Source organism: Burkholderia sp. AW33-5 (genome assembly GCF_053427615.1).
In genome coordinates, this window is sequence record NZ_JBSAXA010000008.1 from 97,358 (window position 1) to 118,873 (window position 21,516).

The window sequence follows — 21,516 nt, forward strand, 5'->3', positions numbered from 1 at the left end:
GACGCGCGGCGCGCGCCGGGATTCGCGACCCGGCGCACGCCGCGGTTCAATTCAACTTCATCACCGGAATTCACGATGCAACGCAACAACCGAACGATCGGCGTGATGGGCTCGGGCAAGGAGCCGTGGCTCGCGTTTTCCGAGCCGCTCGGCGCATGGCTCGCGCAGGCCGGCTTCAACCTGCTGACGGGCGGCGGCCAGGGCGTGATGCTGGCGGTCGCGCGTGCGTTCGCCGGCGTGCCGGGACGGGCCGGCCGGTCGATCGGCATCGTGCCGACGCAGGCCGATCCGCACGCGGGCTTCGTGCCGCTCGAAGGCTATCCGCATCCGTTCGTCGAGATCCCGATCCTCACGCCGCTGCCGCGCCGCGAACCGGGCGCCGAACCGCATACCATCAACCGGAACTACGTGAACGTGCTGAGCAGCGACCTGATCGTCGCGCTGCCCGGTGGGCACGGGACGGCCGAGGAGATCGCGCTCGCGCGGCGCTGGCGCAAGCCGCTCATCTGCCTCGGGCCGGACGGCGCGTTCCGGGAGCTTGCCGCGGGCGCGACGTGCACGTCGTCGCTCGACGATGTGATCCGGTTCATCGACGCCACGTTCGCGGCCGCGTTGCCGCATGCGGCGCGGGCGCAGCGATAGGGCGGCCGTGGCCGTCGCTGCCCGTCGCGAGCCGTCCCGTCAGCGCCCGGTCTTCAGTTGCGCCCACAACCGGTTCTGGAGCCGACGAATTTCGGGCGGCATCGGTTTGAGCAACGTCATCTTGCTCAGTACCTCGTCGGCCGGATAGACAGACGGATCGCGCGCGATCGCGGGCTTCACGAACTGGCGCGCGGCCTTGTTCGCGGTCGGGTAGAACACCGCGTTGGTGATTCCCGCGTTGACCTTCGGGTCCTGCAGGTAGTTGATCCACTTCAGCGCGGCGTCGCGGTTCGGCGCGTCCTTCGGGATCACCATCATGTCGAACCACAGCAGCCCGCCTTCCTTCGGATTCGCGAAGCGGATCTCGTACGGACGCTTCGCTTCCGCTGCCCGGCGATGCGCGATGCCGACGTCGCCGGAATAGCCGAACGACACGCACAGGTCGTTGTTCGCGAGATCGTTGATGTAACCCGACGAGTTGAACTGCGTGATGTACGGGCGCACCTTCTTGAGCACCTCGTACGCGGCGCGGTAATCGGCCGGATTCGTGCTGTTCGGATCCTTGCCCATGTACTGCAGCGTCGCGGCGAACACATCGACGGCCTGGTCGAGGAACGATACGCCGCAGCTCTTCAGCTTCGCCATGTTGGCCGGGTCGAACACCAGCGCCCAGCTGTCGACCGGCGCCTTGTCGCCTAGCGCTTTCTTCACCGCCTGCACGTTGTAGCCGATGCCGTCGGTGCCATACGCCCACGGCACGCCGTACTGGTTGCCCGGATCGGCGTCGGCGACCATCTTCATCAGCAGCGGATCGAGGTGCGACAGGTTCGGCAGCTTCGTCTTGTCCAGCGGCTGGTAGACGTTCGCCTGGATCTGCTTGGCCATGTAGTTCGATGTCGGCACGACGATGTCGTAGCCGGAGTTCCCCGACAGCAGCTTCGCTTGCAGCGTGTCGTCGCTGTCGTAGTTGTCGTAGCGCACGTGCAGGCCGGTCTGCTTCTGGAAATTCGGGATCGTGTCCGGTGCGATGTAGTCGGACCAGTTGTAGATATTCAGCTCGCCGGCCGCCTGGGCGTTCGTGCTGCCGAAGGCGGCGATGCCCGCGACGGACATCATGGCGGCGGTTGCGATGGCGCGGCGAAGGGTGCGGAGTTGCATGGCATGTCTTCCGTATTGGAGCGCGCGGTGCTCGGCGGTTGGCGAGTCGCCGCGCCACGGTTCAAGGGTGGACGTGTGTAACCGGCCGGCATTCGAAACGAGCGCCGGCGGTGCATGATGATCGGGAGTCCGTTCGGTCTACGAAGCGAATCGCACGAACACGATGCGCAGGTCGAACGGAAGGCAGGGGGCGCTAAGGCAGGAGCGATGCCACGTCGTCGGTGTGGATCGCAACGAACGCGCGTGCGGCGACGGCGTTGTGACGGCGGACGGAACGGCGGGACAGGATGGTATAGATCGACAGATGCAGGCGAGGACTCTGCCGGCGGTCACTGTCGCCGGCGGACGAGATCGCGACGCGCACGTTGCGCGCATCGCCTCGTCTCCACCGCACCAGCGGGCCACGGATTCTCACGTTACTCTCGACCGGGTTGTTGAAAGTATTGAACACCTGGCGACTCGCGGACGCTTGCCGTTTCATGCTTCGATCGTCGCGCTTGCCGCGCGGCGATATCGAAGCGTTGAAGCAAAACGAAAGCATGTTGCAAAGTGGAATCGCCGAAACATGACGTTCCTGTGAATCATCAGGTAAATCGCTGTAAGGATGTCTCCGGATTTTCCCTAGTGATTTGAATGCCGTTGGGTTCGGTCGGCGAATGTGAGCGCGCGGGACATGCGTGGTGCGCGCCGCTTGGAATGCCGCCGAAGTGACGAAAATATTCGACAGATCGCCGGTGGCATTTGCACCATGCGCGGTTCGCGCGCGAAGTCGCGGATATCGGCCGCGATGCGAAGCAATGCGCGTGCAGTCGTCAGGCGACCCGGATCCCCAGATTCTCGATCAGCATCGCGGCCTGGTCATACGAGATGGTCGCGCCGCGCAGCACGCTCGACGCGAGCAGCTTCGGCGTGCCGCCGAGTTCCACGTCGCGCAGATCGGCTCCATCGAACCGGACGTCGTTCAGATGCGCGTTGCGCAGGCTGCCGCCTTCGAACACGGCGTCGCGAAAGTCGGTGCCGGCGAGATCGGCATCTGAGAAGTCGAGCGCCACGAGCCGCGTCTTTCGGAACGAGAAACGGCGCAGACTCGCGCCGACCAGCAGCGTGTTCGAGAACTCGATGCCGAGCGACTTGCATTCCTCGAAGTCCGCGCCGGTGAGCCTGCATTCGTCGAAGCGTGCGGAGCTCAGCTTGCTGCGGCGCCAACTCGTGTTGTTGAGATCGCAGGACTGAAACTGCGCGTCCTCCAGGTCGGCCGACGCGAAGCTCGTCTGGCGCGCGCGGCAGCGAATCCACGTGGTCTGCGCGAGGGTCGCGCCGACGAACGATGCTTCCGCGAGCGCGCAGCGCTCGAATCGCACGCCGCGCAAATCGAGCCGCGACAGGTCCGCGCCTTCGAGGTCGCAGTCTTCGAGACGAATCGGCGCGGGCGAGCCTTCGACGAGAAGCAGCAGGTCGGCGCGATCGAGCGTTCGGCCGGAGACGGAAACTCCGCAGTTCGTCATGAGGGAATCCAGTGTGAGTTGAAAGGTTCGTGGCCGGTATCGGATGGCATCGGCCGGGTTGCGCGACATCGCGCGCGTTGTCGTTCAGCGCACCGCCTTCAACCTGGCGGCGACCGGCTTGCCGGTCGGCTCGGGCCGGAACGTCCACAGGATGCGCATCTGTGCGCGCATCGCCTGCTCGTCCGCCGGAATCAGGCAGTACGCGAGTCCGACGCGGCTGATCAGCGCGATGATGTCGTCAAGTGCGGGCACCTGCGCGCCATGCAGGGCGACGTATTCGCGGTACGGCCGTTCCAGCACGCGTTGCCACATCGGCGCGACGTTCTCGACGATGTAGCCGAACACCTCAGTGGAGACGCTCGTCGCGAGATAGTTGTGGTGAAAACCGCCGTGATGACGATCGCGGTAGCGCACCGCGAAGCACATGCTTTCCTCGCAATAGGCTTCGAAGTCGTGCTCGAAGCCGGTGAGCGCACGCTGCATCTCGTCGAAGAACGCGGCATTCTCGATGCCGATCACGCCCTGGATCAGTTCCTTCTTCGTGCCGAAATAGCGGTACAGCGTGCGTCGAGAAATGTTCGCGCGACGCGCGACGTCGTCGATCGACAGACGGTCGATCCCGTGCTCGATCATCGTATCGAGCGTCGCGCGCAGGATGGCGTTTCGCCCGTCGTTGACGCTGTCCCTTCTGCTGGCGTCGCCCCAGCGCAGTTGCCGATCCATGCTTTTCCTCGATGCCGTGAGTGTCGTGAGTCGCGCGGCGTGTGCCGGTGTGCCGACCGAATGCGCCGGTTCGGAATTCTCGCACACGTTGTCACAAATTGATTGATCTGTGACATAGCGTGGGACGCATCAACCCGCCCTGCATGTTCTCGAGCCGCGGGCACGAGACGCCGGATTCGCGGGCTTTCATGCATCATGCGGTTGCATCGACCCGTCGAGCAGCGGGGTCGTGCGAGTCATTGCGTCCGCAACCAATCCGGAGAACCGACCCGCCATGCATTCGAATTCCTGTCGCCTTCGTCGCGCCCGCCTGCTCGCCGCGCTGACGCTCGTCACCACTGCCGTCGCCGCGCACGCAGCCGACTGGATCGTGTCCGGCAACGACGGCAAGTACCAGCGCGTCGAAGGGCGCGATACTTATCTCGCGTCGCCGCCCGCCGACACGCTGACGCTGCTCGACGCGAGCGTGGTTCCGCCGAAGGTCGTGCTGCAGGTCGATGTCGAGAACGGCATCCAGGGGCCGCCGCAGGCCGTCGCGATCGCGCCCGGCGCGAAGCTCGCGCTGGTCGGCGCGCCGACGCGCTATGACCAGAACGCGAAGCAGCTCGTGTACGACACGTTCCTGCAGGTCGTGAACCTCGATGCGTCGCCGCCGGCGATCACGCGTATCGAACTCGGCACGCACCCGCAGGGGATCGCGATCGACCGGTCGGGCCGGCTTGCGCTGGTGGCGAACATCGACGGCAGCGTGTCGATCCTGCGGATCGACGGGACGCAGGTGACGCTCGACGGCAACCTGAGGATCGGCAAGAAGCGGCTCGCGGGGATCAGCTTCACGCACGACGGCAAGCATGCGCTCGTGTCGTTGCGCGACGAGCAGGGTGTGGCGGTGCTGAACGTCGACGACGGCAAGGTGACCGACAGCGGCACGCGGCTGAGCACGGGCGTCGCGCCTTATACGATCGACGTGTCGAGCGACAATCGCTGGGCCGTCGTCAGCAACGTCGGGCTCGCGGGGCTGCAGGGTTACACGGGCACGCTCGCGGGCGATGCCGATTCGGTCGCGCTGATCGACGTGTCGCGCACGCCGTTCCGTACGGTCCAGTACCTGACGGTGCCGTCGCTGCCGGAAGGCGTCGCGATCTCGCCGAACGGGAAGTGGATCGCCGTGCAGGCGATGGACGGCTCGAACCTGACCGCCGACAACCCGGCTCGCCACAAGCTCGGCAGGGTGGTGCTGTTCGAGATCCGCGACGGCCGTGCGGTGCAGACGAGCGACGTGCCGGGCGGCGAAGCCGCGCAGGGTATCGTGTTTACCGCCGATAGCCGGCACGTGATCGTGCAGTTCAACGTCGAGCGCCAGCTCGCGCTGTATGCGGTCGAAGGCGGCAAGCTGCGCGATACGGGCAAGCGCATTGCGCTGTCGGGCGGGCCGTCGTCGTTGAGGACGTTGCTGCGGTGATGTGTGGAAGCGTTGACGGGCTGGTCGTGTTCGCGCTGCGCCGACCGGCGTTACGGGCGCAGCAGGTCGAATCCGCCGAACACGACCACGCCGCTGAGCGCAATCATCGCGACCGAATGCTGGCCGAAATAGAGAATCGCGGCGGCGAGCCACGTGGTCAGGCAGAAGGCGCCGATGCGGGCCATCGTGAGTTCCTCGAAATGCGTGATGAAGGGTGTGCGTGCCGGAGTCGGCGCGTCGTGATGTCGATGCGGGCGCGGGGCTCGCGTACCGACGGCGCCGGACGGCATCGCGTATCGGGCCCGATCGGGCGGGCGTCGACGCGGGGTAGCCCGCGCGGCCTTGCCGGAAGCAGCCGGTGTGCTGCGGCAGCAGGCCAGCGGGCGATTTTACCAGCGTCGACGGTCGCCTAATCTGGCCCCTTCGCGACAATCGACGGTGCGCGTACGGCAGCCACGGCGCAGGCGCCGTTTCAACGCACTTCGCAGGGCGGGGCTAAAGTTTTGTCCGACGAATGCCGTAAACGAGTTGCAAGGTATCCCTTGTTCAACCGAACCGAGTCGCACACTCATTACGGACCGACACGATGCAGATCGATCTTTCTTCCGCCGCGCAGACTTCGCTCACCACCGGTCAGACGGCCACCGGCGCCGCGTCGACGGCGACGTCCACCGCGTCGTCGCCGACGGGCAATGCGGCGCCGGCCGACGGCGCGGGGCAGACGCCGGGCGCGTCGGGATCCTCGTTGGAGGATCCCGCGGTCAAGCAGCTGAAGCAACTCATCGAGCGCTTGCAGAAACAGCTCGCGCAAGTGCAGCAGCAAATGGCGGCCGCCGCGCAGCGCGCGAAGAACGATCCGGCCGCGGCGATCGAGCAGCAGACGCTGAGCGCGGAAGCCAGCACGATCTCCGCCGCGCTGTCGACGGCGATCGCGCAGCTTGCGCAGGCGATCCAGAAGTCTGGCGGCTCGGCCTCAGGCGGGCTGGTGTCGACGCAGGCCTGACAGCTCGGCGCCGCACCGTCGCGCAGAGCGCGGACGCATCGCGGCACGCCACCCCGCGCATTACAATCGCAAGCTCGTCTCCCTCGTAAGGATGGCAGAACGATGAATGCGGAATTCACCGACGACGATCTCGTCCGTTTCGACGCGCAAGGCGGCACGCCACTGCCGGCGGCCGACGCCGAAGGATGGCTGGACCACGACGGCGTGCGCATCTGGCACGCGTCGTTCGGTGATGGGCCGCCTGTCGTGCTGCTGCACGGCGGTCTCGGCCACGCCGGCAACTGGGGCGACCAGGTGCCGGCGCTGCTTGCTGCCGGCTACCGCGCGATCGTGATCGACAGCCGCGGCCACGGCCGCAGCACGCGCGACGATCGCCCGTATTCCTACGAACGCATGGCCTCCGACGTGCTCGCGGTGCTCGATGCGCTGCACATCGGGCGCGCGCGCTTCGTCGGCTGGAGCGACGGTGCGTGCGTGTCGCTCGTGCTGGCTGCCCGCGCGCCGGAGCGTGTGGTGGGCGTGTTCTTCTTCGCGTGCAACATGGATCCGGGCGGCACGAAGGAGATGGTGCCGAGCCCGCTGATCGACCGCTGCTTCGCGCGGCACCGCAAGGACTACGCGCGGTTGTCCGCGACGCCGGGCGAGTTCGATGCGTTCGTCGCGGCCGTCAGCGAAATGATGCGCACGCAACCGGATTACAGCGCGGCCGACCTCGCGGCGATCGCCGTGCCGGTCGCGATCGTGCAGGGCGAGCACGACGAATTCATCCGCCCCGACCATGCAGCGTATCTCGCACACAAGATTCCGGGCGCGACGCTCACGATCCTGCCAGGCGTGAGCCACTTTGCGCCGCTGCAACGGCCGGCGCGCTTCAACGCCGCGATGCTGGCGTTTCTCGACCGGTTGGCGGACTGACGTCCGCATGGCCGGTTCGCGCGCCGCATAAGTTTTTCTTTAGGCTCGCGCAAAATTTCATCGATTGTTGGCAAGCGGCCGGCGGTGGATAGTCCTGCTCGACAGGCCGGCTGCCGCAGTCCTCGCGCGGCGCGGCCGGACCTGTTGTTCACGCAACCATCACAAAAATCGAAGGAACCGCAATCATGCGATTCAACGCGATCCGCATCGCCGCGACCCTGTTCGTCGCCGCGTGCGCCGCCGCTATGGCCGGCCGCTCGGCCGCCGCCACGCAGGACGAAATTCACGACACCGTGACCCGCCACGTCGCGCCGCTGATGAAGCAGTTCGCCATTCCCGGCATGGCGATCGGCGTCGTCGCCGACGGCAAGCCTTATGTGTTCGACTACGGCGTGATGTCGACGCAAACCGGCAAGCCGGTGACCGGCGATACGCTGTTCGAGATCGGCTCCGTCAGCAAGACGCTGACCGCGACGCTCGCGGCCGACGCACAGGAAGGCGGCGAACTGTCGCTCACGGACCCGGCCGGCAAGTACCTTCCCGCGCTGCAGGGCAAGCCGTTCGGTGTCGTCACGCTGCTCAATCTCGGCACGCATACGCCCGGCGGAATGCCGCTGCAGGTGCCGGACAGCATCCGCGACGATGCGGACCTGATGCGCTATCTCGACGCATGGCGGCCTGCGTATGCGCCGGGCACGCGTCGCACGTATTCGAACGTCGCGATCGGGATGCTCGGTTTTCTTACCGCGAAGGCGATGCACGAAGACTTCGCGGTGCTGATGGAACAGCGGCTGTTCCCCGCGCTCGGGATGACGCATACCTACATCGACGTGCCCGCCGCGCGCCAGGCCGACTATGCGCAGGGTTATACGCAGGACGGCAAGCCGATCCGGATGACGGGCGGCATGCTGTGGCAGCCGGCGTACGGCGTCAGGACGACGGCGGCCGACCTGCTGCGCTTCGTGCAGGCGAGCATGGGGCTCGTCGAAACGTCGCCGCGGCTGCAGCGCGCGCTCGAACGCACGCATACCGGCTATTTCCGTGCGGGCCCGTTCACGCAGGACCTGATCTGGGAACAGTATCCGTATCCGGTCGCGTTGCCGACGCTGCTCGCGGGGAATGCGCCGCCGATGCTCCACAACGCGACGCCCGTGACCAAAATCGAGCCGCCGCTCAAGCCGCGCCCGGACACGTGGATCAACAAGACGGGGTCGACCAACGGCTTCAGCACGTATGTCGCGTTCGTTCCCGCGAAGCGGATCGCGATCGTGATGCTCGCGAACCGCAGCTTCCCGATCGAGGATCGCGTGAAGACCGCGTACCGGATCGTCGAGTCGCTGCAGGGCAAGCCGTAACCTGCGTCGCACCGGCCCGCGCGGAATTGCCGACGATCGGCGTGCAGTGTCCGAGAGCGATCCGCGCGACGAGCGAGCGGGAAGGGTGGCGGATCAAAGCGTGATCGCGCCGGACGCCGTGACGCACACCGGCGCGTTGCCGCCCGAGCCTGGGCTCGGACATGACGCATATGCTCAGGCGAGCGCGGTGTCGGTGGTGTGCGAGGTCGCCACGCCGGACCCGCTGGAAAAAGACGCACCGGCCAGACGCCGATAGCGCGCGAGCGCCCACAGCGGGAAGTACGCGGTGTAACCGTGATACTTCAGGTAAAAGATGCGCGGAAAGCCCGGCGCATTGTGCGATCGGTGCCACCAGAAGCCGTCGTCCTGCTGCACCGATTGCAGATACGCGATGCCGCGTTTCACCGAGTCGGATTCGCAATCGCCGAACGCCATCTGCGCGAGCAGCGCCCACGCGGTGAAGTTCGACGCGCTTTCGCCCGCGTTGGTGCCGGCGAGCGCCGGGTCGATGTAGCTGTCGTTCGTTTCGCCCCAGCCGCCGTCCGCGTGCTGACGCGCGCGCAGCCACGCGAGTGCACGGGCGATGTACGGTTGCGACGGGTCCTCGCCTGCGAGCGCGAGCCCGGCCAGCACGCTCCACGTGCCGTAGATGTAGTTCGTGCCCCAGCGGCCCCACCAGCTGCCGTCGGGTTGCTGCGTGCGCTTCACGTAGTCGATCGCGCGCGCGAGCGACGCGCGGTCGTCCGCGCGCTTCGTGATGCCGAAGCACAGCAGCACGCGGCCCGACACGTCCTCGGTCGGCGGATCGAGCAGCGCGCCGTGATCGGCGAACGGGATAGCATTCAGGTACATGCGGTCGCAATCGGCGTCGAAGGCCGCGAAGCCGCCGTTGCGCGATTGCAGGCCACGCATCCAGTCGAGCGCACGTGCGACGCGCGCCGCATACGGGTGCGAGCCGTCCGCGTTGCGATGCGTGCGGCCGCGACGGTCGAGCATCGCGGTGACGACCGCGGTGTCGTCGATGTCAGGGTAGTACGGGTTCGCGTACTGGAACGCCCAACCGCCCGGTTGGGTGTCGGCGGGCGCGTTCTGGACCCAGTCGCCGCGCAGGTCGTTCACCTGGCGCTCGGCGAGCCAGTCGTACGCGCGCGTGATGCGCGCGTCTAGTTCTTCCAGTGCACTCGCGGGTGCGCCGGCTTCCGGCGCGGCCACGCCGCGTGCCTGTTCGAGCGCCATCGTGCTCCACGCGGTGTCCCATACCGGCGACAGGCACGGCTGGCAGTAGACGCTGCCGTCGGGCCGCGTGACCAGCAGCTTCTCGAGTGCGTTCTCGCAGTCGCGGCGCAACGGATGATCGTCAGGATAGCAAAGTACGTCCATCATCTGGTAGCTGTACACGATCGGCGGGAAGATTCCGCCGAGGCCGTCCTCGCCGTTCATGCGCTCCGCGCACCATGCTTCCGCATGCCGGATCGCGCGCTGCCGCAGGCGTTTCGGCAGCAGCGGCTCGACGTGGCGCACCACGCGGTCGAGCGCGAGGAACGCGCGGCGCATCCCGCGCGCGGGCGGGAAGTACTGGCGTTCCTGGTCGGGCGGCGTGACGAACAGCTCGGGAATCGCGATGTTGCGCGGGTTGCGCGCACGCGCCTTCAGCGAGCACAGCACGAGCAACGGCACCATCGTCGTGCGCGCCCAGTACGCGACCTTGTACATCGAGATCGGCACCCACTTCGGGAACAGCACGAATTCGATCGGCATGAACGGCGCCGCACGCCACGGCACCTGGCCGAACGTCGCGAGCAGGATGCGCGTGAACACGTTCGCACGTGCGGCGCCGCCGAGCTTCAGGATCGCGTCGCGCGCGCGGACCATGTGAGGTGCATGCTCGCTGTCGCCGGCGGCCTTCAGCGCGAAGTACGCCTTCACGCTGCACGACACATCCGGATCGCCGTCGACGTACAGGTCCCACCCGCCGTGCGTGTCGAGCCGCTGGATCGCGCGCAGGTAGCGCGCCATCTGCGCCTGGCGCACGTCGTCGATCTTGTCCATGAAATGCATCATCAGGATGTATTCCGCGGTGATCGTCGCGTCGGACTCGAGTTCGAAACACCAGCTGCCGTCAGGCTGCTGAAGACGCATCAGCGCGTCGCGTCCGCGGGCGATCGCGGCGTCGAGCGCGGACCAGTGGGAGGGGGCGGGTTTGTTCATGCGGCGGATCATACCATCCAGACGGAATGTTTATATCGAGACCGCGGGTGCTAACATCGCCCCCATGAAAAAACGCCCAGAATCCGCTTCGCGCGACATCTCCATGCCTGTCGACACGGCCGGGCCGGCAGGCGCACCGGAAGCACACGAAGCCGCGCCCGCCGCCGGCGTGCGGCGAAAAAAAGCGCCGGAGCAGGTGCGCACGCAACTGCTGGAAGCCGCGTCCGAGATCGCGACACATCAGGGCGTGGCCGCGTTGACGCTCGACGCGGTCGCCGAACGCGCGGGCGTGACGAAAGGCGCGCTCCAGTATCACTTCGCAAACAAGCAAGGCTTGCTCGATGCGCTGTTCGGGCAGGCGACCGAGCGCTTCGCATCGCAGATGGCCGCGCACCGGGCGGCCGATGCGCATGACAATGGCGCGGCGGCGCGCGCGTATCTGCATGCGGTGCTCGACACCGCGCAGCCGGCCGCGAGCACCGACGTGCTGCGCGTGCTGGTCGCATCGATGATCACCGAGCAGGAGACACGCGCGCGCTGGTCGGTGCCGATGCGTGAGTGGACGCGCCCGGACCCGGTGCCGCTCGAGCAGGCGGCGACGCTGATGATCTGCCGGCTCGCGGCCGACGGGCTGTGGATTTCCGAACTGCTCGACAGCGTGGAGATTTCGGCCGAGTTGCGCGCGGAGATCGTTCGGCAACTGGACCGGATGAGCGCGGGCGAACCGCCTGCGGGCAAGAGCAAGGGCTTGCGCGGCCGGCGCGGCTGAGCGGGTTCGGTCGCCTTACAGCGCGCCGGGACCGGCGCGCCTTCTCACACCCGTTCTTGCGACGATCGCGTTGATCTTGCTGCGCACGGTGCCGATCCGCACGCTGTGCATGCCGCTGTCGATGTCGGTCGTGACGGCCATTTCCGCACGCGTGAGCGTGCCTCGGACATCCCCAATTCCTGATTGCCGCACGCGCTGCATCGCACGGATGCGGTGCGATCGATTCCAGCAGGCATCCTCAATATTGGGGATGCCGCCGCGAGGCTGAGCATCTACGATCGTCGACGGAGGATCGAGTTGCGGATGCAACCGACGCGGCACGGCGGCGACGTTTCGAAGGCTGCGCGGCAATGATCCGATGATATGAACCAAATCGTGCGCCGATCGGCGGTGTTCTGACACAGAGCGTGCGCGCGACGGGCGTGGCCTGGATGCTCGGCGTCGGACGAATCGGCGGCGTGGCCGGCGCGTTCGCCGGCGCGCTGCTGATGGGGCTCGGCTGGCGCTTCGGCGATGTGTTCAGCCTGCTCGCGGTGCCGGCGCTCGTCGCGGCCGGTGCGTTGCATGCGATCGGCCGTTACCGCACGGAAATCACGGAACAGGAGCGCGCGAATGGCGCGGCCGTGCAGCAACACTGATGCGGCGAGGGCCTGCCGAACACGTGCGGGCGCGTTGCTTGGGGGCGCGGCATGAACAAGAAAAGCCACGGAGGGCTCCGTGGCTTTTCTGCTCGATCACGCAGCCGTGTCACGGCCGCGTATCGCACTGCATCGTGCGAGCGCGCTTACGCGATGCTTTTCGACCAATTCGCGTACCAGTTGCGGAACAGCGTGTACTGCGCTTCCGCGTAGTTGCGTTGCGCGTCGCTCAGTGCGTCGGTTTCGTTGAAGTGCAGCGTGTATTCCTTGTCGCCGTTCAGCACCATCAGGTGCTTGTAGAACAGGACCAGGTCGCAGCCTTCGTCGAACGACGACAGCACGGCCAGCGCCGCTTCCAGTTCCTTCGCACGTACGCGTGCCACCGCATCGCCTTGCGCGGCCTTCTTGCACAGGTCGACGAGTTGCAGCACTTCGCGCGGCAGCGCGTTGCCGATGCCGGTGATCGCGCCCGCGGCGCCGCAGTTCACGAAGCCGTGGAAGACTTGCGTGTCGACACCGGCCATCAGCGTCACGCTGTCGTCCTGCGACGTGATGTTCTCGGCTGCGTAACGCATGTCGGCGGCGCCGCCGAATTCCTTGAAGCCGATCAGATTCGGGTGCTGGCGACGCAGTTCGAAGAACAGGTCGGCACGGGTCGCGAAGCCGTAGTACGGGCTGTTGTAGATCACGGCCGGCAGGTTCGGCGCGGCGTTCAGGATCGCGGCGAAGTGTGCCTTCTGCGCGGCCGGCGATGCGCCGCGCGACAGCACGCGCGGGATCACCATCAGGCCGTGCGCGCCGACCTTCGCGGCATGCGCCGCGTGCGACACGGCTTCCTTCGAGTTCACCGCGCCGGTGCCGACGATCGTCGGGACGCCGGCTTCGACCAGGCGCGCGACGCCTTCCTGGCGCTGCGCTTCGGTCAGCAGCGGCCAGTCGCCCATCGAGCCGCAGTACACCACCGCGCGCATGCCGAGTGCCACCAGTTCCTTGCCCTTCTTCACCAGCGCGTCGAAATCCGGCTGACGGTCAGCGGTGCACGGCGTCATCAGGGCCGGAATGGTGCCGGTAAAAATGTTGTCGCTCATCTCGTTTCCTCACATTCAGATAGGGTCAACTGCCATTGCTGGCAACGTGGGCGGTACGCGCGCTCGCCGTCTCGTCGATGCTTCACATGATCCGGACGGCGGCTGGCCACCTCTTGTTTGCCTCGGTGCCGAAACGTTGCCTCCGGTTTCGCCCGAGAGTCAGCCATCGACGAGTGCATTCTAGCGAGTTCGCATATTTTATACAATATAAAATAAAAAGGGCATGACGAAGGCCGTCGTTCCGGGCAGCGGGACGGGCGGTGAACCCTGCCGCGACGGCCTCCGGCGAGGATGGCGGGCGATTCCGGCGAAGTCGGCGCGATGCGGGTCCTGGCGCCGCACGATGGTCCACAAAGCCGGACCAGCGTCGCGTAAGCCTGTTCCCGTCGCGCTTTTATCTGACCGAAATCCGCTCCCTCCGATGACTTTCGGAACGATCGACGGTGGCACGCCGACGTGTCGCATTTCCGCAGAAGGCATTTTTGAGATTACTTGGATTGTGTATTGGATATTGTATAAAATCTTTCGGCGCGCTTACCCGCGAACCGGCCCGTCAAGGGAAATGGAAGACAACGAGAGGAGATACGGAGATGACAAGTCAGGTCGGCGAGGCAGTCTCGCCTGGTGGTGTGGCGGCCGTGCAGGGCACGGCATCGAAACGGGAATTGAAGCGGGTCGTCGCGGCGTCGATGGTCGGGTCGGTGGCGGAGTGGTACGAGTTCTTCCTGTATGGAACGGCGTCGGCGCTGGTGTTCGGCACGCATTTCTTCAAGAAGACGGGCAACCCGATCGACGGCCTGCTCGCGGCGTTCGCGCTGTATGCGGTGGGATTCGCCGCGCGCCCGATCGGCGGGCTGGTGTTCGGCTATTACGGCGACAAGTTCGGCCGCAAATATCTGCTGCAGGTCAGCCTGATCGTGGTCGGCATCACGACGTTCCTGATGGGCTGCCTACCGACCTTCGATGCGATCGGCTACTGGGCGCCGGTGCTGCTGGTGTCGCTGCGCCTGATTCAGGGCTTTGCGTTCGGCGGCGAGTGGGGCGGTGCGATCCTGCTGGTCAGCGAGCACAGCCCGGACAACCGCCGCGGCTACTGGGCCAGCTGGCCGCAGGCCGGCGTGCCGGCCGGCAACCTGGTCGCGACGATCATCCTGCTGGTGCTGTCGAGCTCGCTGTCCGAGGCCGACTTCCTCGCGTGGGGCTGGCGCGCGGCGTTCTGGTTCTCGGCGGTGGTCGTGCTGATCGGTTTCTGGATTCGCCGCAAGGTCGACGATGCGCCGATCTTCAAGGAAGCGCAGGCGCGCCGCGCGCAGAAGCAGGAAAAGCAGCTCGGCGTGGGGCACGTGCTGAAGTACCACTGGCGGCAGGTGCTGATCGGTATCGGCGCGCGTTTCGCCGAAAACATCCTGTACTACATGGTCGTCACGTTTTCGCTGACGTACCTGAAGCTGGTCGTCGGCTTCGATACCACGCGGATCCTGAAGCTGATGTTCGCCGCCAACGCGATCCATTTCTTCTTCATTCCGCTGATGGGGCTGATGTCGGACCTCGTCGGCCGCAAGCCCGTGTACCTGACCGGCGCGGTGCTGACCGCGGGCTGGGGCTTCGTCGCGTTCCCGATGATGGACACCGGCAACGACTGGATCATCATGGCCGCGATCGTGCTCGGCCTGTTCATCGAATCGATGACCTACTCGCCGTACTCGGCGCTGATGACCGAGATGTTCCCGACCAACGTGCGCTATACCGCGCTGTCGCTGTGCTATCAGGTCGCGCCGCTGATGGCGGGCTCGCTCGCGCCGTTGATCGGGCTGTCGTTGCTCGAGCGTTATCATTCGTCGACGCCGATCGCGTTGTATCTGGTCGCGGCGGCGGCGATCTCGATCGTATGCGTGGGCCTCGCGAAGGAAACGCGCGGCAAGTCGCTGCGCGACGTCGACGCCGAGGCAAGCCGACGGACCCACGCGTGACGTATGCGGCCGAAGTCTGCTTGAACGCACCGAAGCCACCCGCGAGGGTGGCTTTTTTTCGGTTCATCGCGGATTCCCGGGGGAGGGCGGGGAAGACGGTCGGTGGCCTTCTACGAATTGCCTGGAGCCCTTGACGATCGCAGCCGCGTTCAGGAATTGCTCCGGTTTCCTATGGATCGCGAGCGCGCAGCCGCGACCCGCGCCGGCGCGGCGACGGTCCTGCTCGACATGTCGCGTCAGGGCAAAACCGCGCCGCCGCGGGGCGGTGATTTTCGACAGCCGACGGGGTTCAGGCTGCTGCCGCCTGATGAATCGCGTCGTCTCGATCGCCGCCCAGGATATCGACAAGATCGGTCAACATCCGCCCCAATTCGCCCGTCATCAGCGTGACGTCCGAGTCGAAGCGTTCGTCGTCGTTTTGCGCGGTGGGATCCGTCGCTTCCTTGATCACGTCGAGCGGCGTGACACGCTTGATCGTCAGCGACGGTGTCAGCACGAAGGAGATCCGGTCATCCCAGGTCATCGCGAGGCGCATGCATTGTTTGCCGGCCTCGATGTGCCGGCGCATGTCGTTCGCTTCCAGCGCGTGGCCGACGTATCGCACCGTGGCGCCGCCTTCACCGCTCGAGCGCAACTCGGCATCCTGGTCCACGGTGAATCCGCCCGGCGCGTCGCCGGACAGCAGCCAATCCGTCATCGCGGCGACCGGTGAAAGCGCCACCTGAACGCCGGCGAGCGGCAATTGATCGATCGATTTGACGAGCAGGCTGCGGACGTCGTCGGCAAGCGCCTGTGCAGCCGCATCGATGACGAGCCAGCCGTTCACCGTATCGATCCACACGCGGGTATCGCGGCGAATGGTGAACGCGCGCGGCAGCAGTTCGTCGGTGACCTGCTCCTTGAGTTCGCGCAGCTGTTTTCGTCCGACCTTGAAGCCCTGCTGCTCCTCGACTTCAAGCGCGCGGGCCTTGGTCACCTGATTGACGACCGAGGCCGGGAGCAGCTTCTTTTCGGCACGAAACGTCAGCAGCATCTGCCGGTTGATCGAATACACGAGCGCGCCGTCGTCACGCGGCGACGCCCATCCGACGCGCTGCATCTCGACGCTGGTGCCCGGCTGAAACGCGTGAGGCGCCAACCATGCTTCCATCTGATCGGGGGTAACGGCCCACGGTGCCGGAAGACGATGAAGCTGAAGATTCTTGAACCACATAGGCGTGCGGGCAAAGCGCATCATTCTATATGACGGTGACGTTTGCGGGCCAGGAAGCGCCGTCGGCCTGCATGCACATTCGGATACTCGATCGACCGCTCCGGTTGGCAAACGGACGTTCCGATGTGAATGATTCGGATCTCGTCATCCGCCAAAGTGCTCCCGACCTGCACTCAGGGTTTTTAGCGTCTGGTGAATTCTCAACCCGACAAATTGGCGTTGCGGCGACATGCTACGATCAACGCGATCCGACTTTCATCCCGACGCACGATGACGACAATGTATGAATTGCTCGGTGTGTGCGAGAACGCCACCGACGAGGAAATCAAGCGCGGCTACCGAAAGGCAGCGATGAAAGCGCATCCCGACCGCAACGTCGGGTGCGAAGCGGACGCGCATGCGCGATTTCAGGAGATCAAGGAGGCATACGCGATTCTCTCGAACCCGGAGCTGCGCCGCGTCTACGACACCGTTTACGCAGAGGAAATGCTCCGTCACGCACGGCTTCGCGAAGAAGAGGAGCGCTTGAAGGCGGAGCGCGAAGCGGAATATGCGCGATTCGTGGCATGGGCGATGCGCTTCGCCGAGCAAGGGCACAACCGCGACGTCGTGTTCGGTGTTCTGCTCGGCCGCGATTGCGATGTTCAACTCGCCGAGCGCATTGCCGACAGCGTGGTCGAGCTGCATGCGTCGCGCCAGCCGGGCGCATCGCGGGATGGACGGCATGATGAGCAGATGCCGCAATGCGACGAGAGGGCGACGCAGGCGGCATCGGCGCAAGCGTCAGAGAGCGACGCGCGAAGGAGTGACGAACACGCGCATACGGACTTTTTCCGCGCTCTGTGGCACGGCATGTTCGGGCTGCGCCAGTGAGTCCTGGTGGGTGACCGGTTTTGCGAACGCGGAACTCGAGCGCGATCGGTGCCGTCTTCGGGGGAGGTTCTTCGATCGACTGCTTCATGAATCGATGGCTAATTGGATTGAATCTGCACCACTAAACGGTCAGTCCCGTCGACGACGATGAGTTGACCCACTTGCGAGGCAGAGGCCCGGGACGGCAATACGGCCGTTGAACAGGCGCGAAGGCGCACGGGCCAAACATCGGCGTCAGGCGGCGCGTTGCATCGTCCGAATTCGCGGCACCTGTCCGGGTGCGACTCATGCGATCATGTGCCGTGACCAACATGAGAGATGGAATGACGACTACGTTCGACCAGGCGACAACGGCGGCGATCGCCGCATTTGCCCAATTGGATTTCTACACGGCGGTGCAAGCGATGCGCGCCGAGGCCGATTACGACCGCGAGCGAGACCAGTGGATCTCGCGCTATATCGACGAGCACGGCGGCGGGGCGGACGATGCAGCGTACGATGCGCTGCACGCGCAGGCCCAGACAACCCCGGAATACGCGGAGTTCGTCGATGCGGTTCGCCGGGAAATCCTGGAATACTTCGGCGTGACCGACGATCAACTGGACTGCATGGTCCTGCTGCGCGATGACGACAGCGATGAGCTGTGGGCGGAAGTCAATCGGCAGCGAAGCGCGCTGGGAACCGGTGAAGTGCGCGGAGATCTCTGATCGTCGCTTGCCATTGGGGGCTCGAGTCGTGCCGGGTGCAGTGGGGTGGCATACGACATCCGCAGGCGGCCGAACGAAGGGCGCGACAGCGTGAAGCCCATGCGGAGGCGGTTCGACGACACGGGCGCTCTGCTAATATTGTAGAAAATATGCAATATCCGCCGCCGCGCCGGCACCCTGCCTGACCGCCTTCCCCCCAGCCCGAACATGAACGAGAAACGCCCTGCTCTTGTCTACGCCACGCGCGCCGAAGCCGCAGCGAACGAATTGCGCCGCCGTATCCTGACAGGGGAGTATGTCGACGGCTATCAGCTTCGCCAGGATGCGCTGGCGACCGAGCTCGGCATCAGCCGGATCCCGCTGCGCGAGGCGCTCGTGCAGCTCGAGAGCGAGGGGCTCGTCAAGATCCTGCCCCACAAGGGGGCGATCGTGTCGGAACTGTCCCCGGAAGACATCACCGAACTGTTCGAACTGCGCGCGCTGCTGGAACCCGTGCTGCTGAAGAAGTCGATTCCGAAGCTGACCGCCGAGGATTTCGCGCGGCTGGATGCGATCCTCGAGGAATACAGCGAGGTGCTGCATGCGAGCCAGTCCGGGCGCTGGGGCGAACTGAACACCGAACTGCATCATCTGCTGCTGTCGCGCGCCGACCAGCCGAAGACGGCGGCGATCGTCGCGTCGCTGCTGCAGCAGACCGACCGCTACACGCGCGTGCAGTTGTCGCTGTCCGAGGCCGCGCGCGACGTGGCCGAATCCGAACACGCCGAACTGGTCGCGTTGTGCCGCAAGGGCGATGCGCGCGCGGCGGCATCGCTCCTTAAGCGGCATATCGAGCATGCGGGCGGCGAGCTGAACGCGTTTCTGCGCGATCGACGCCTCGGTCGGTGAGCGTGCGTCCGGCCAGGACGCTGCGAACACCGCTTTGCAGCAGATTCCGGCATCGAGGCGCGATCGCATGCGCGTGACGTTCGTCTATCCGCCGCCGATACCCTGCAGCACCTTGCCCGTTCCGCCGCACACCGTGCACGGTTGTCCTTCGACCATGCCCGTGCCGCGGCACACGCCGCACAAGTCCTCGCCCACGCCCGGCGCATCGGGCGGCCCTTCGTCGCCCGGATTCAGCGGTGTGTCCTGATTCGGCCCTGCCGACATTCTGGTCGTCTGCATCGCATACCTCCTTTCGCATTTTCGATGTCGCCGCGAGGACGCATCGCGCGTGCCCGCGGCGACTGCATGCGTGTGGACGCCGGTCCGTATGCCGGAAGTCGTCATCGTATCGTCATTACAACGACGGCGCCCACATCGAGCCACGTTGCGAAGCGTGAGGTTCGCATCCGGTTGATCGTCGAGGCCTGATATCGCGTGGCAGCGATTGTCGTGTGGTCGGTCATCCTACAACTTGCAAAATAGAAGCGAATACCGGCGTTCGGTCTCGGGAAAGCGATGCAACGTCGTGCCGATCCAGATGCGGACCCATTTCCGGAAAACGTTTCGCTAAAAGTTACCCGAAGAGGGACGATTTCTTCCCATATCCCGGCGCAATCCCTTGCCTGTGCGCGTTATAGGGTATGCACCAAGTGAGTAAAACGATTAACCGCCGTAAATTCGCTCCGACACGTCATACAACGTATGACTGCGATTCCTCGACGGGCCGTACGTCGATGCATGCGGATGCCGCCCGGATCGCCGCCAAATAACGAGCAACCAGCAAGGAGACTGACGATGAAGCACCGATTCACCCGCTCCCGTAACGCACTGGCCGTCGCGCTGATGGCCGGCTTCGCGATGTCCGCGCACGCCCGCGTGTTCCGCTCGGCGGACGTGCACGGCGACAGCTTCCCGACCAACATGGCGGTCAAGTACATGGGCGACGAGCTGTCGAAGCTGACGGGCGGCAAGGACTCGATCAAGGTGTTCGGCAACAGCGCGCTCGGCTCCGAGAAGGACACGGTCGACCAGGTGCGGATCGGCGCGATCGACATGGCGCGCGTGAACGGCGCGTCGTTCAACGAAATCGTGCCGGAATCGCTGATTCCGTCGTTCCCGTTCCTGTTCCGCGACGTCGACCATTTCCGCAAGGCGATGTACGGCCCGGCCGGCCAGAAGATTCTCGACGCGTTCGCGGCGAAGGGGATGATCGCGTTGACGTTCTACGAGAGCGGCGCGCGCTCGATCTACGCGAAGCGCCCGGTGCGCACGCCCGCCGACATGAAGGGGCTGAAGGTGCGCGTGCAACCATCGGACCTGATGGTCGACGAGATCCGGGCGATGGGCGGCACGCCGACGCCGATGCCGTTCGCCGAGGTCTACACGGGCCTGAAGACGGGCCTCGTCGACGCGGCGGAAAACAACCTGCCGTCGTACGAGGAAACCAAGCACTTCGAAGTAGCGCCCGACTACTCCGAGACGCAGCACGCGATGACGCCGGAAGTGCTGGTGTTCTCCAAGAAGATCTGGGACACGCTGTCGCCGCAGGAACAGGCCGCGATCAGGAAGGCCGCGGCCGATTCCGTGCCGTATTACCAGAAGCTTTGGACCGCGCGCGAGGCATCGGCGCAGCAGACGGTGACGAAGGGCGGCGCGAAGATCCTGCCGGCCGCGCAGGTCGATCGCGCGGCGTTCGTGAAGGCGATGCAGCCGCTGTGGGCGAAGTACGAAAAGACGCCGCAGATGAAGCAGATCGTCGACGAGATTGAGGCAACCAAGTGACCCGTCGCACTTCCCTGAACGGCGCGGCGGCCGTGGGCGCGCCAGATGCGGCCGCCGCGGACGGTGCGGCGCCGTGCCGGCCGCGCGCGGCGGCGCCGCTCCTGCGCTGCGTGAACGACCTGTTGTTTCGCGCGCTGGCCGTGGTCGCGTCGCTGAGTCTCGCGGCGCTCACGGTGCTGGTGTTCTACGCAGTTGTGATGCGTTACGTATTCGAGAACGCGCCCGATTTCGTCGAGCCGATCGCGCTGCTGCTGGTGATCGTGATCGCGATGTTCGGCGCCGCGATGAAGGTGCGCGACGGCGGCCACATCGGCCTCGACTCGCTCGTGCGGCGCCTGTCGCCGGGCGCGCGCACCGTGGTGATCGCGATCCAGCACCTGAGCCTGATCGCGTTCGCGATCGCGATCATGGTCGGCTGCGGCAGCATGGCCGCCGAGACGATGGGCGACCGCATTCCGATCATCGGGCTGCCCGAGGGCGTGCGCTACCTGATCACGATTCCCGCGGCGATCGCCATCATCCTCTTCTCGCTCGAGCACCTGCTCGCGCTTCGTCGTTCTTCGTCGGGCCAATAACGT

At 65.6% G+C, this 21,516-nt stretch carries 22 protein-coding genes and 1 pseudogene; 13 read left to right on the top strand and 10 right to left on the bottom strand.

What is annotated here, in order from left to right:
• Positions 1-75 precede the first annotated feature (75 nt).
• Positions 76-642 carry an SLOG cluster 4 domain-containing protein gene (locus tag ACV22V_RS15590; RefSeq protein WP_059693660.1) on the top strand — a complete coding sequence of 189 codons (567 nt, stop codon included), beginning with the start codon at positions 76-78 and terminating at the stop codon, positions 640-642.
• Between the two features lie 39 nt (positions 643-681).
• Here ACV22V_RS15590 and ACV22V_RS15595 read toward each other — a convergent pair whose 3' ends face one another.
• From ACV22V_RS15595 to ACV22V_RS15610, 4 genes are all read right to left on the bottom strand, one after another.
• Positions 682-1,800 (bottom strand): polyamine ABC transporter substrate-binding protein, encoded by a 1,119-nt coding sequence (locus ACV22V_RS15595; protein ID WP_448014513.1) that lies wholly within the window; start codon positions 1,798-1,800, stop codon positions 682-684.
• Between the two features lie 193 nt (positions 1,801-1,993).
• A complete protein-coding gene (locus ACV22V_RS15600; RefSeq protein WP_156436994.1) occupies positions 1,994-2,281 on the bottom strand; it encodes a hypothetical protein in 288 nt (95 codons plus the stop codon).
• Between the two features lie 331 nt (positions 2,282-2,612).
• Positions 2,613-3,305 (bottom strand): pentapeptide repeat-containing protein, encoded by a 693-nt coding sequence (locus ACV22V_RS15605; RefSeq protein ID WP_448014514.1) that lies wholly within the window; start codon positions 3,303-3,305, stop codon positions 2,613-2,615.
• Positions 3,306-3,389: 84 nt separating this feature from the next.
• Positions 3,390-4,028 (bottom strand): TetR/AcrR family transcriptional regulator, encoded by a 639-nt coding sequence (locus ACV22V_RS15610; RefSeq protein WP_448014515.1) that lies wholly within the window; start codon positions 4,026-4,028, stop codon positions 3,390-3,392.
• A 274-nt stretch (positions 4,029-4,302) separates the two neighbouring features.
• Here ACV22V_RS15610 and ACV22V_RS15615 point away from each other — a divergent pair, with 274 nt between their 5' ends.
• On the top strand, positions 4,303-5,490 hold the full coding sequence (locus tag ACV22V_RS15615) for a beta-propeller fold lactonase family protein (protein ID WP_448014517.1): 1,188 nt from the start codon (positions 4,303-4,305) through the stop codon (positions 5,488-5,490).
• Positions 5,491-5,540: 50 nt separating this feature from the next.
• Here the strand turns inward: ACV22V_RS15615 and ACV22V_RS15620 are convergent, their stop codons facing one another.
• Positions 5,541-5,675 (bottom strand): hypothetical protein, encoded by a 135-nt coding sequence (locus ACV22V_RS15620; RefSeq protein ID WP_006750603.1) that lies wholly within the window; start codon positions 5,673-5,675, stop codon positions 5,541-5,543.
• Positions 5,676-6,076: 401 nt separating this feature from the next.
• Between ACV22V_RS15620 and ACV22V_RS15625 the strand changes: the two genes are divergently transcribed.
• The 3 genes from ACV22V_RS15625 to ampC all read left to right on the top strand — a co-directional run bounded on the left by ACV22V_RS15625 (position 6,077) and on the right by ampC (position 8,763).
• Positions 6,077-6,493, top strand: coding sequence for a hypothetical protein (locus tag ACV22V_RS15625; protein ID WP_448014518.1), 417 nt, complete (start codon positions 6,077-6,079; stop codon positions 6,491-6,493).
• Between the two features lie 102 nt (positions 6,494-6,595).
• Positions 6,596-7,408 carry an alpha/beta fold hydrolase gene (locus ACV22V_RS15630; RefSeq protein ID WP_448014519.1) on the top strand — a complete coding sequence of 271 codons (813 nt, stop codon included), beginning with the start codon at positions 6,596-6,598 and terminating at the stop codon, positions 7,406-7,408.
• Positions 7,409-7,593: 185 nt separating this feature from the next.
• On the top strand, positions 7,594-8,763 hold the full coding sequence (gene ampC / locus ACV22V_RS15635; protein WP_448014520.1) for a class C beta-lactamase: 1,170 nt from the start codon (positions 7,594-7,596) through the stop codon (positions 8,761-8,763).
• Positions 8,764-8,937: 174 nt separating this feature from the next.
• Here ampC and shc read toward each other — a convergent pair whose 3' ends face one another.
• Positions 8,938-10,983, bottom strand: coding sequence for a squalene--hopene cyclase (shc, locus tag ACV22V_RS15640; RefSeq protein ID WP_448014522.1), 2,046 nt, complete (start codon positions 10,981-10,983; stop codon positions 8,938-8,940).
• 52 nt (positions 10,984-11,035) lie between these two features.
• Here shc and ACV22V_RS15645 point away from each other — a divergent pair, with 52 nt between their 5' ends.
• Complete coding sequence (locus ACV22V_RS15645; protein WP_448014524.1) at positions 11,036-11,740, top strand: TetR/AcrR family transcriptional regulator; 705 nt, start codon at positions 11,036-11,038, stop codon at positions 11,738-11,740.
• Between the two features lie 15 nt (positions 11,741-11,755).
• Here the strand turns inward: ACV22V_RS15645 and ACV22V_RS15650 are convergent, their stop codons facing one another.
• The gene (locus tag ACV22V_RS15650; RefSeq protein ID WP_448014525.1) at positions 11,756-12,112 is read right to left on the bottom strand and encodes a hypothetical protein; all 357 of its coding nucleotides are present in this window, start codon (positions 12,110-12,112) and stop codon (positions 11,756-11,758) included.
• 38 nt (positions 12,113-12,150) lie between these two features.
• Between ACV22V_RS15650 and ACV22V_RS15655 the strand changes: the two are divergent.
• Positions 12,151-12,378, top strand: a pseudogene (locus ACV22V_RS15655) (aromatic acid/H+ symport family MFS transporter); the annotation flags it as partial.
• A 146-nt stretch (positions 12,379-12,524) separates the two neighbouring features.
• On the opposite strand, the gene ACV22V_RS15660 reads toward ACV22V_RS15655, so the two are convergent.
• The gene (locus ACV22V_RS15660; protein ID WP_059525958.1) at positions 12,525-13,466 is read right to left on the bottom strand and encodes a dihydrodipicolinate synthase family protein; all 942 of its coding nucleotides are present in this window, start codon (positions 13,464-13,466) and stop codon (positions 12,525-12,527) included.
• Between the two features lie 590 nt (positions 13,467-14,056).
• Here ACV22V_RS15660 and abaF point away from each other — a divergent pair.
• Complete coding sequence (abaF, locus tag ACV22V_RS15665) at positions 14,057-15,436, top strand: fosfomycin efflux MFS transporter AbaF (protein WP_448014527.1); 1,380 nt, start codon at positions 14,057-14,059, stop codon at positions 15,434-15,436.
• Positions 15,437-15,725: 289 nt separating this feature from the next.
• On the opposite strand, the gene ACV22V_RS15670 is transcribed toward abaF, so the two are convergent.
• Complete coding sequence (locus ACV22V_RS15670) at positions 15,726-16,649, bottom strand: recombination-associated protein RdgC (RefSeq protein WP_321852170.1); 924 nt, start codon at positions 16,647-16,649, stop codon at positions 15,726-15,728.
• A 270-nt stretch (positions 16,650-16,919) separates the two neighbouring features.
• Between ACV22V_RS15670 and ACV22V_RS15675 the strand changes: the two genes are divergently transcribed.
• From ACV22V_RS15675 to ACV22V_RS15685, 3 genes are all read left to right on the top strand, one after another.
• Positions 16,920-17,522, top strand: a complete 603-nt coding sequence (locus ACV22V_RS15675) for a J domain-containing protein (RefSeq protein WP_448014646.1) — start codon at positions 16,920-16,922, stop codon at positions 17,520-17,522.
• Positions 17,523-17,845: 323 nt separating this feature from the next.
• On the top strand, positions 17,846-18,229 hold the full coding sequence (locus tag ACV22V_RS15680; RefSeq protein WP_448014529.1) for an ATP-dependent protease: 384 nt from the start codon (positions 17,846-17,848) through the stop codon (positions 18,227-18,229).
• Between the two features lie 207 nt (positions 18,230-18,436).
• A complete protein-coding gene (locus ACV22V_RS15685; protein WP_059525948.1) occupies positions 18,437-19,117 on the top strand; it encodes a GntR family transcriptional regulator in 681 nt (226 codons plus the stop codon).
• Between the two features lie 84 nt (positions 19,118-19,201).
• Here the strand turns inward: ACV22V_RS15685 and ACV22V_RS15690 are convergent, their stop codons facing one another.
• Positions 19,202-19,396, bottom strand: coding sequence for a hypothetical protein (locus ACV22V_RS15690; RefSeq protein ID WP_059693630.1), 195 nt, complete (start codon positions 19,394-19,396; stop codon positions 19,202-19,204).
• Positions 19,397-19,951: 555 nt separating this feature from the next.
• Here ACV22V_RS15690 and ACV22V_RS15695 point away from each other — a divergent pair.
• On the top strand, positions 19,952-20,938 hold the full coding sequence (locus ACV22V_RS15695) for a TRAP transporter substrate-binding protein (RefSeq protein WP_448014530.1): 987 nt from the start codon (positions 19,952-19,954) through the stop codon (positions 20,936-20,938).
• A complete protein-coding gene (locus tag ACV22V_RS15700) occupies positions 20,935-21,513 on the top strand; it encodes a TRAP transporter small permease (protein WP_448014531.1) in 579 nt (192 codons plus the stop codon). The genes ACV22V_RS15695 and ACV22V_RS15700 overlap by 4 nt, the downstream gene beginning before the upstream one ends.
• The last annotated feature ends 3 nt before the right edge of the window (positions 21,514-21,516 follow it).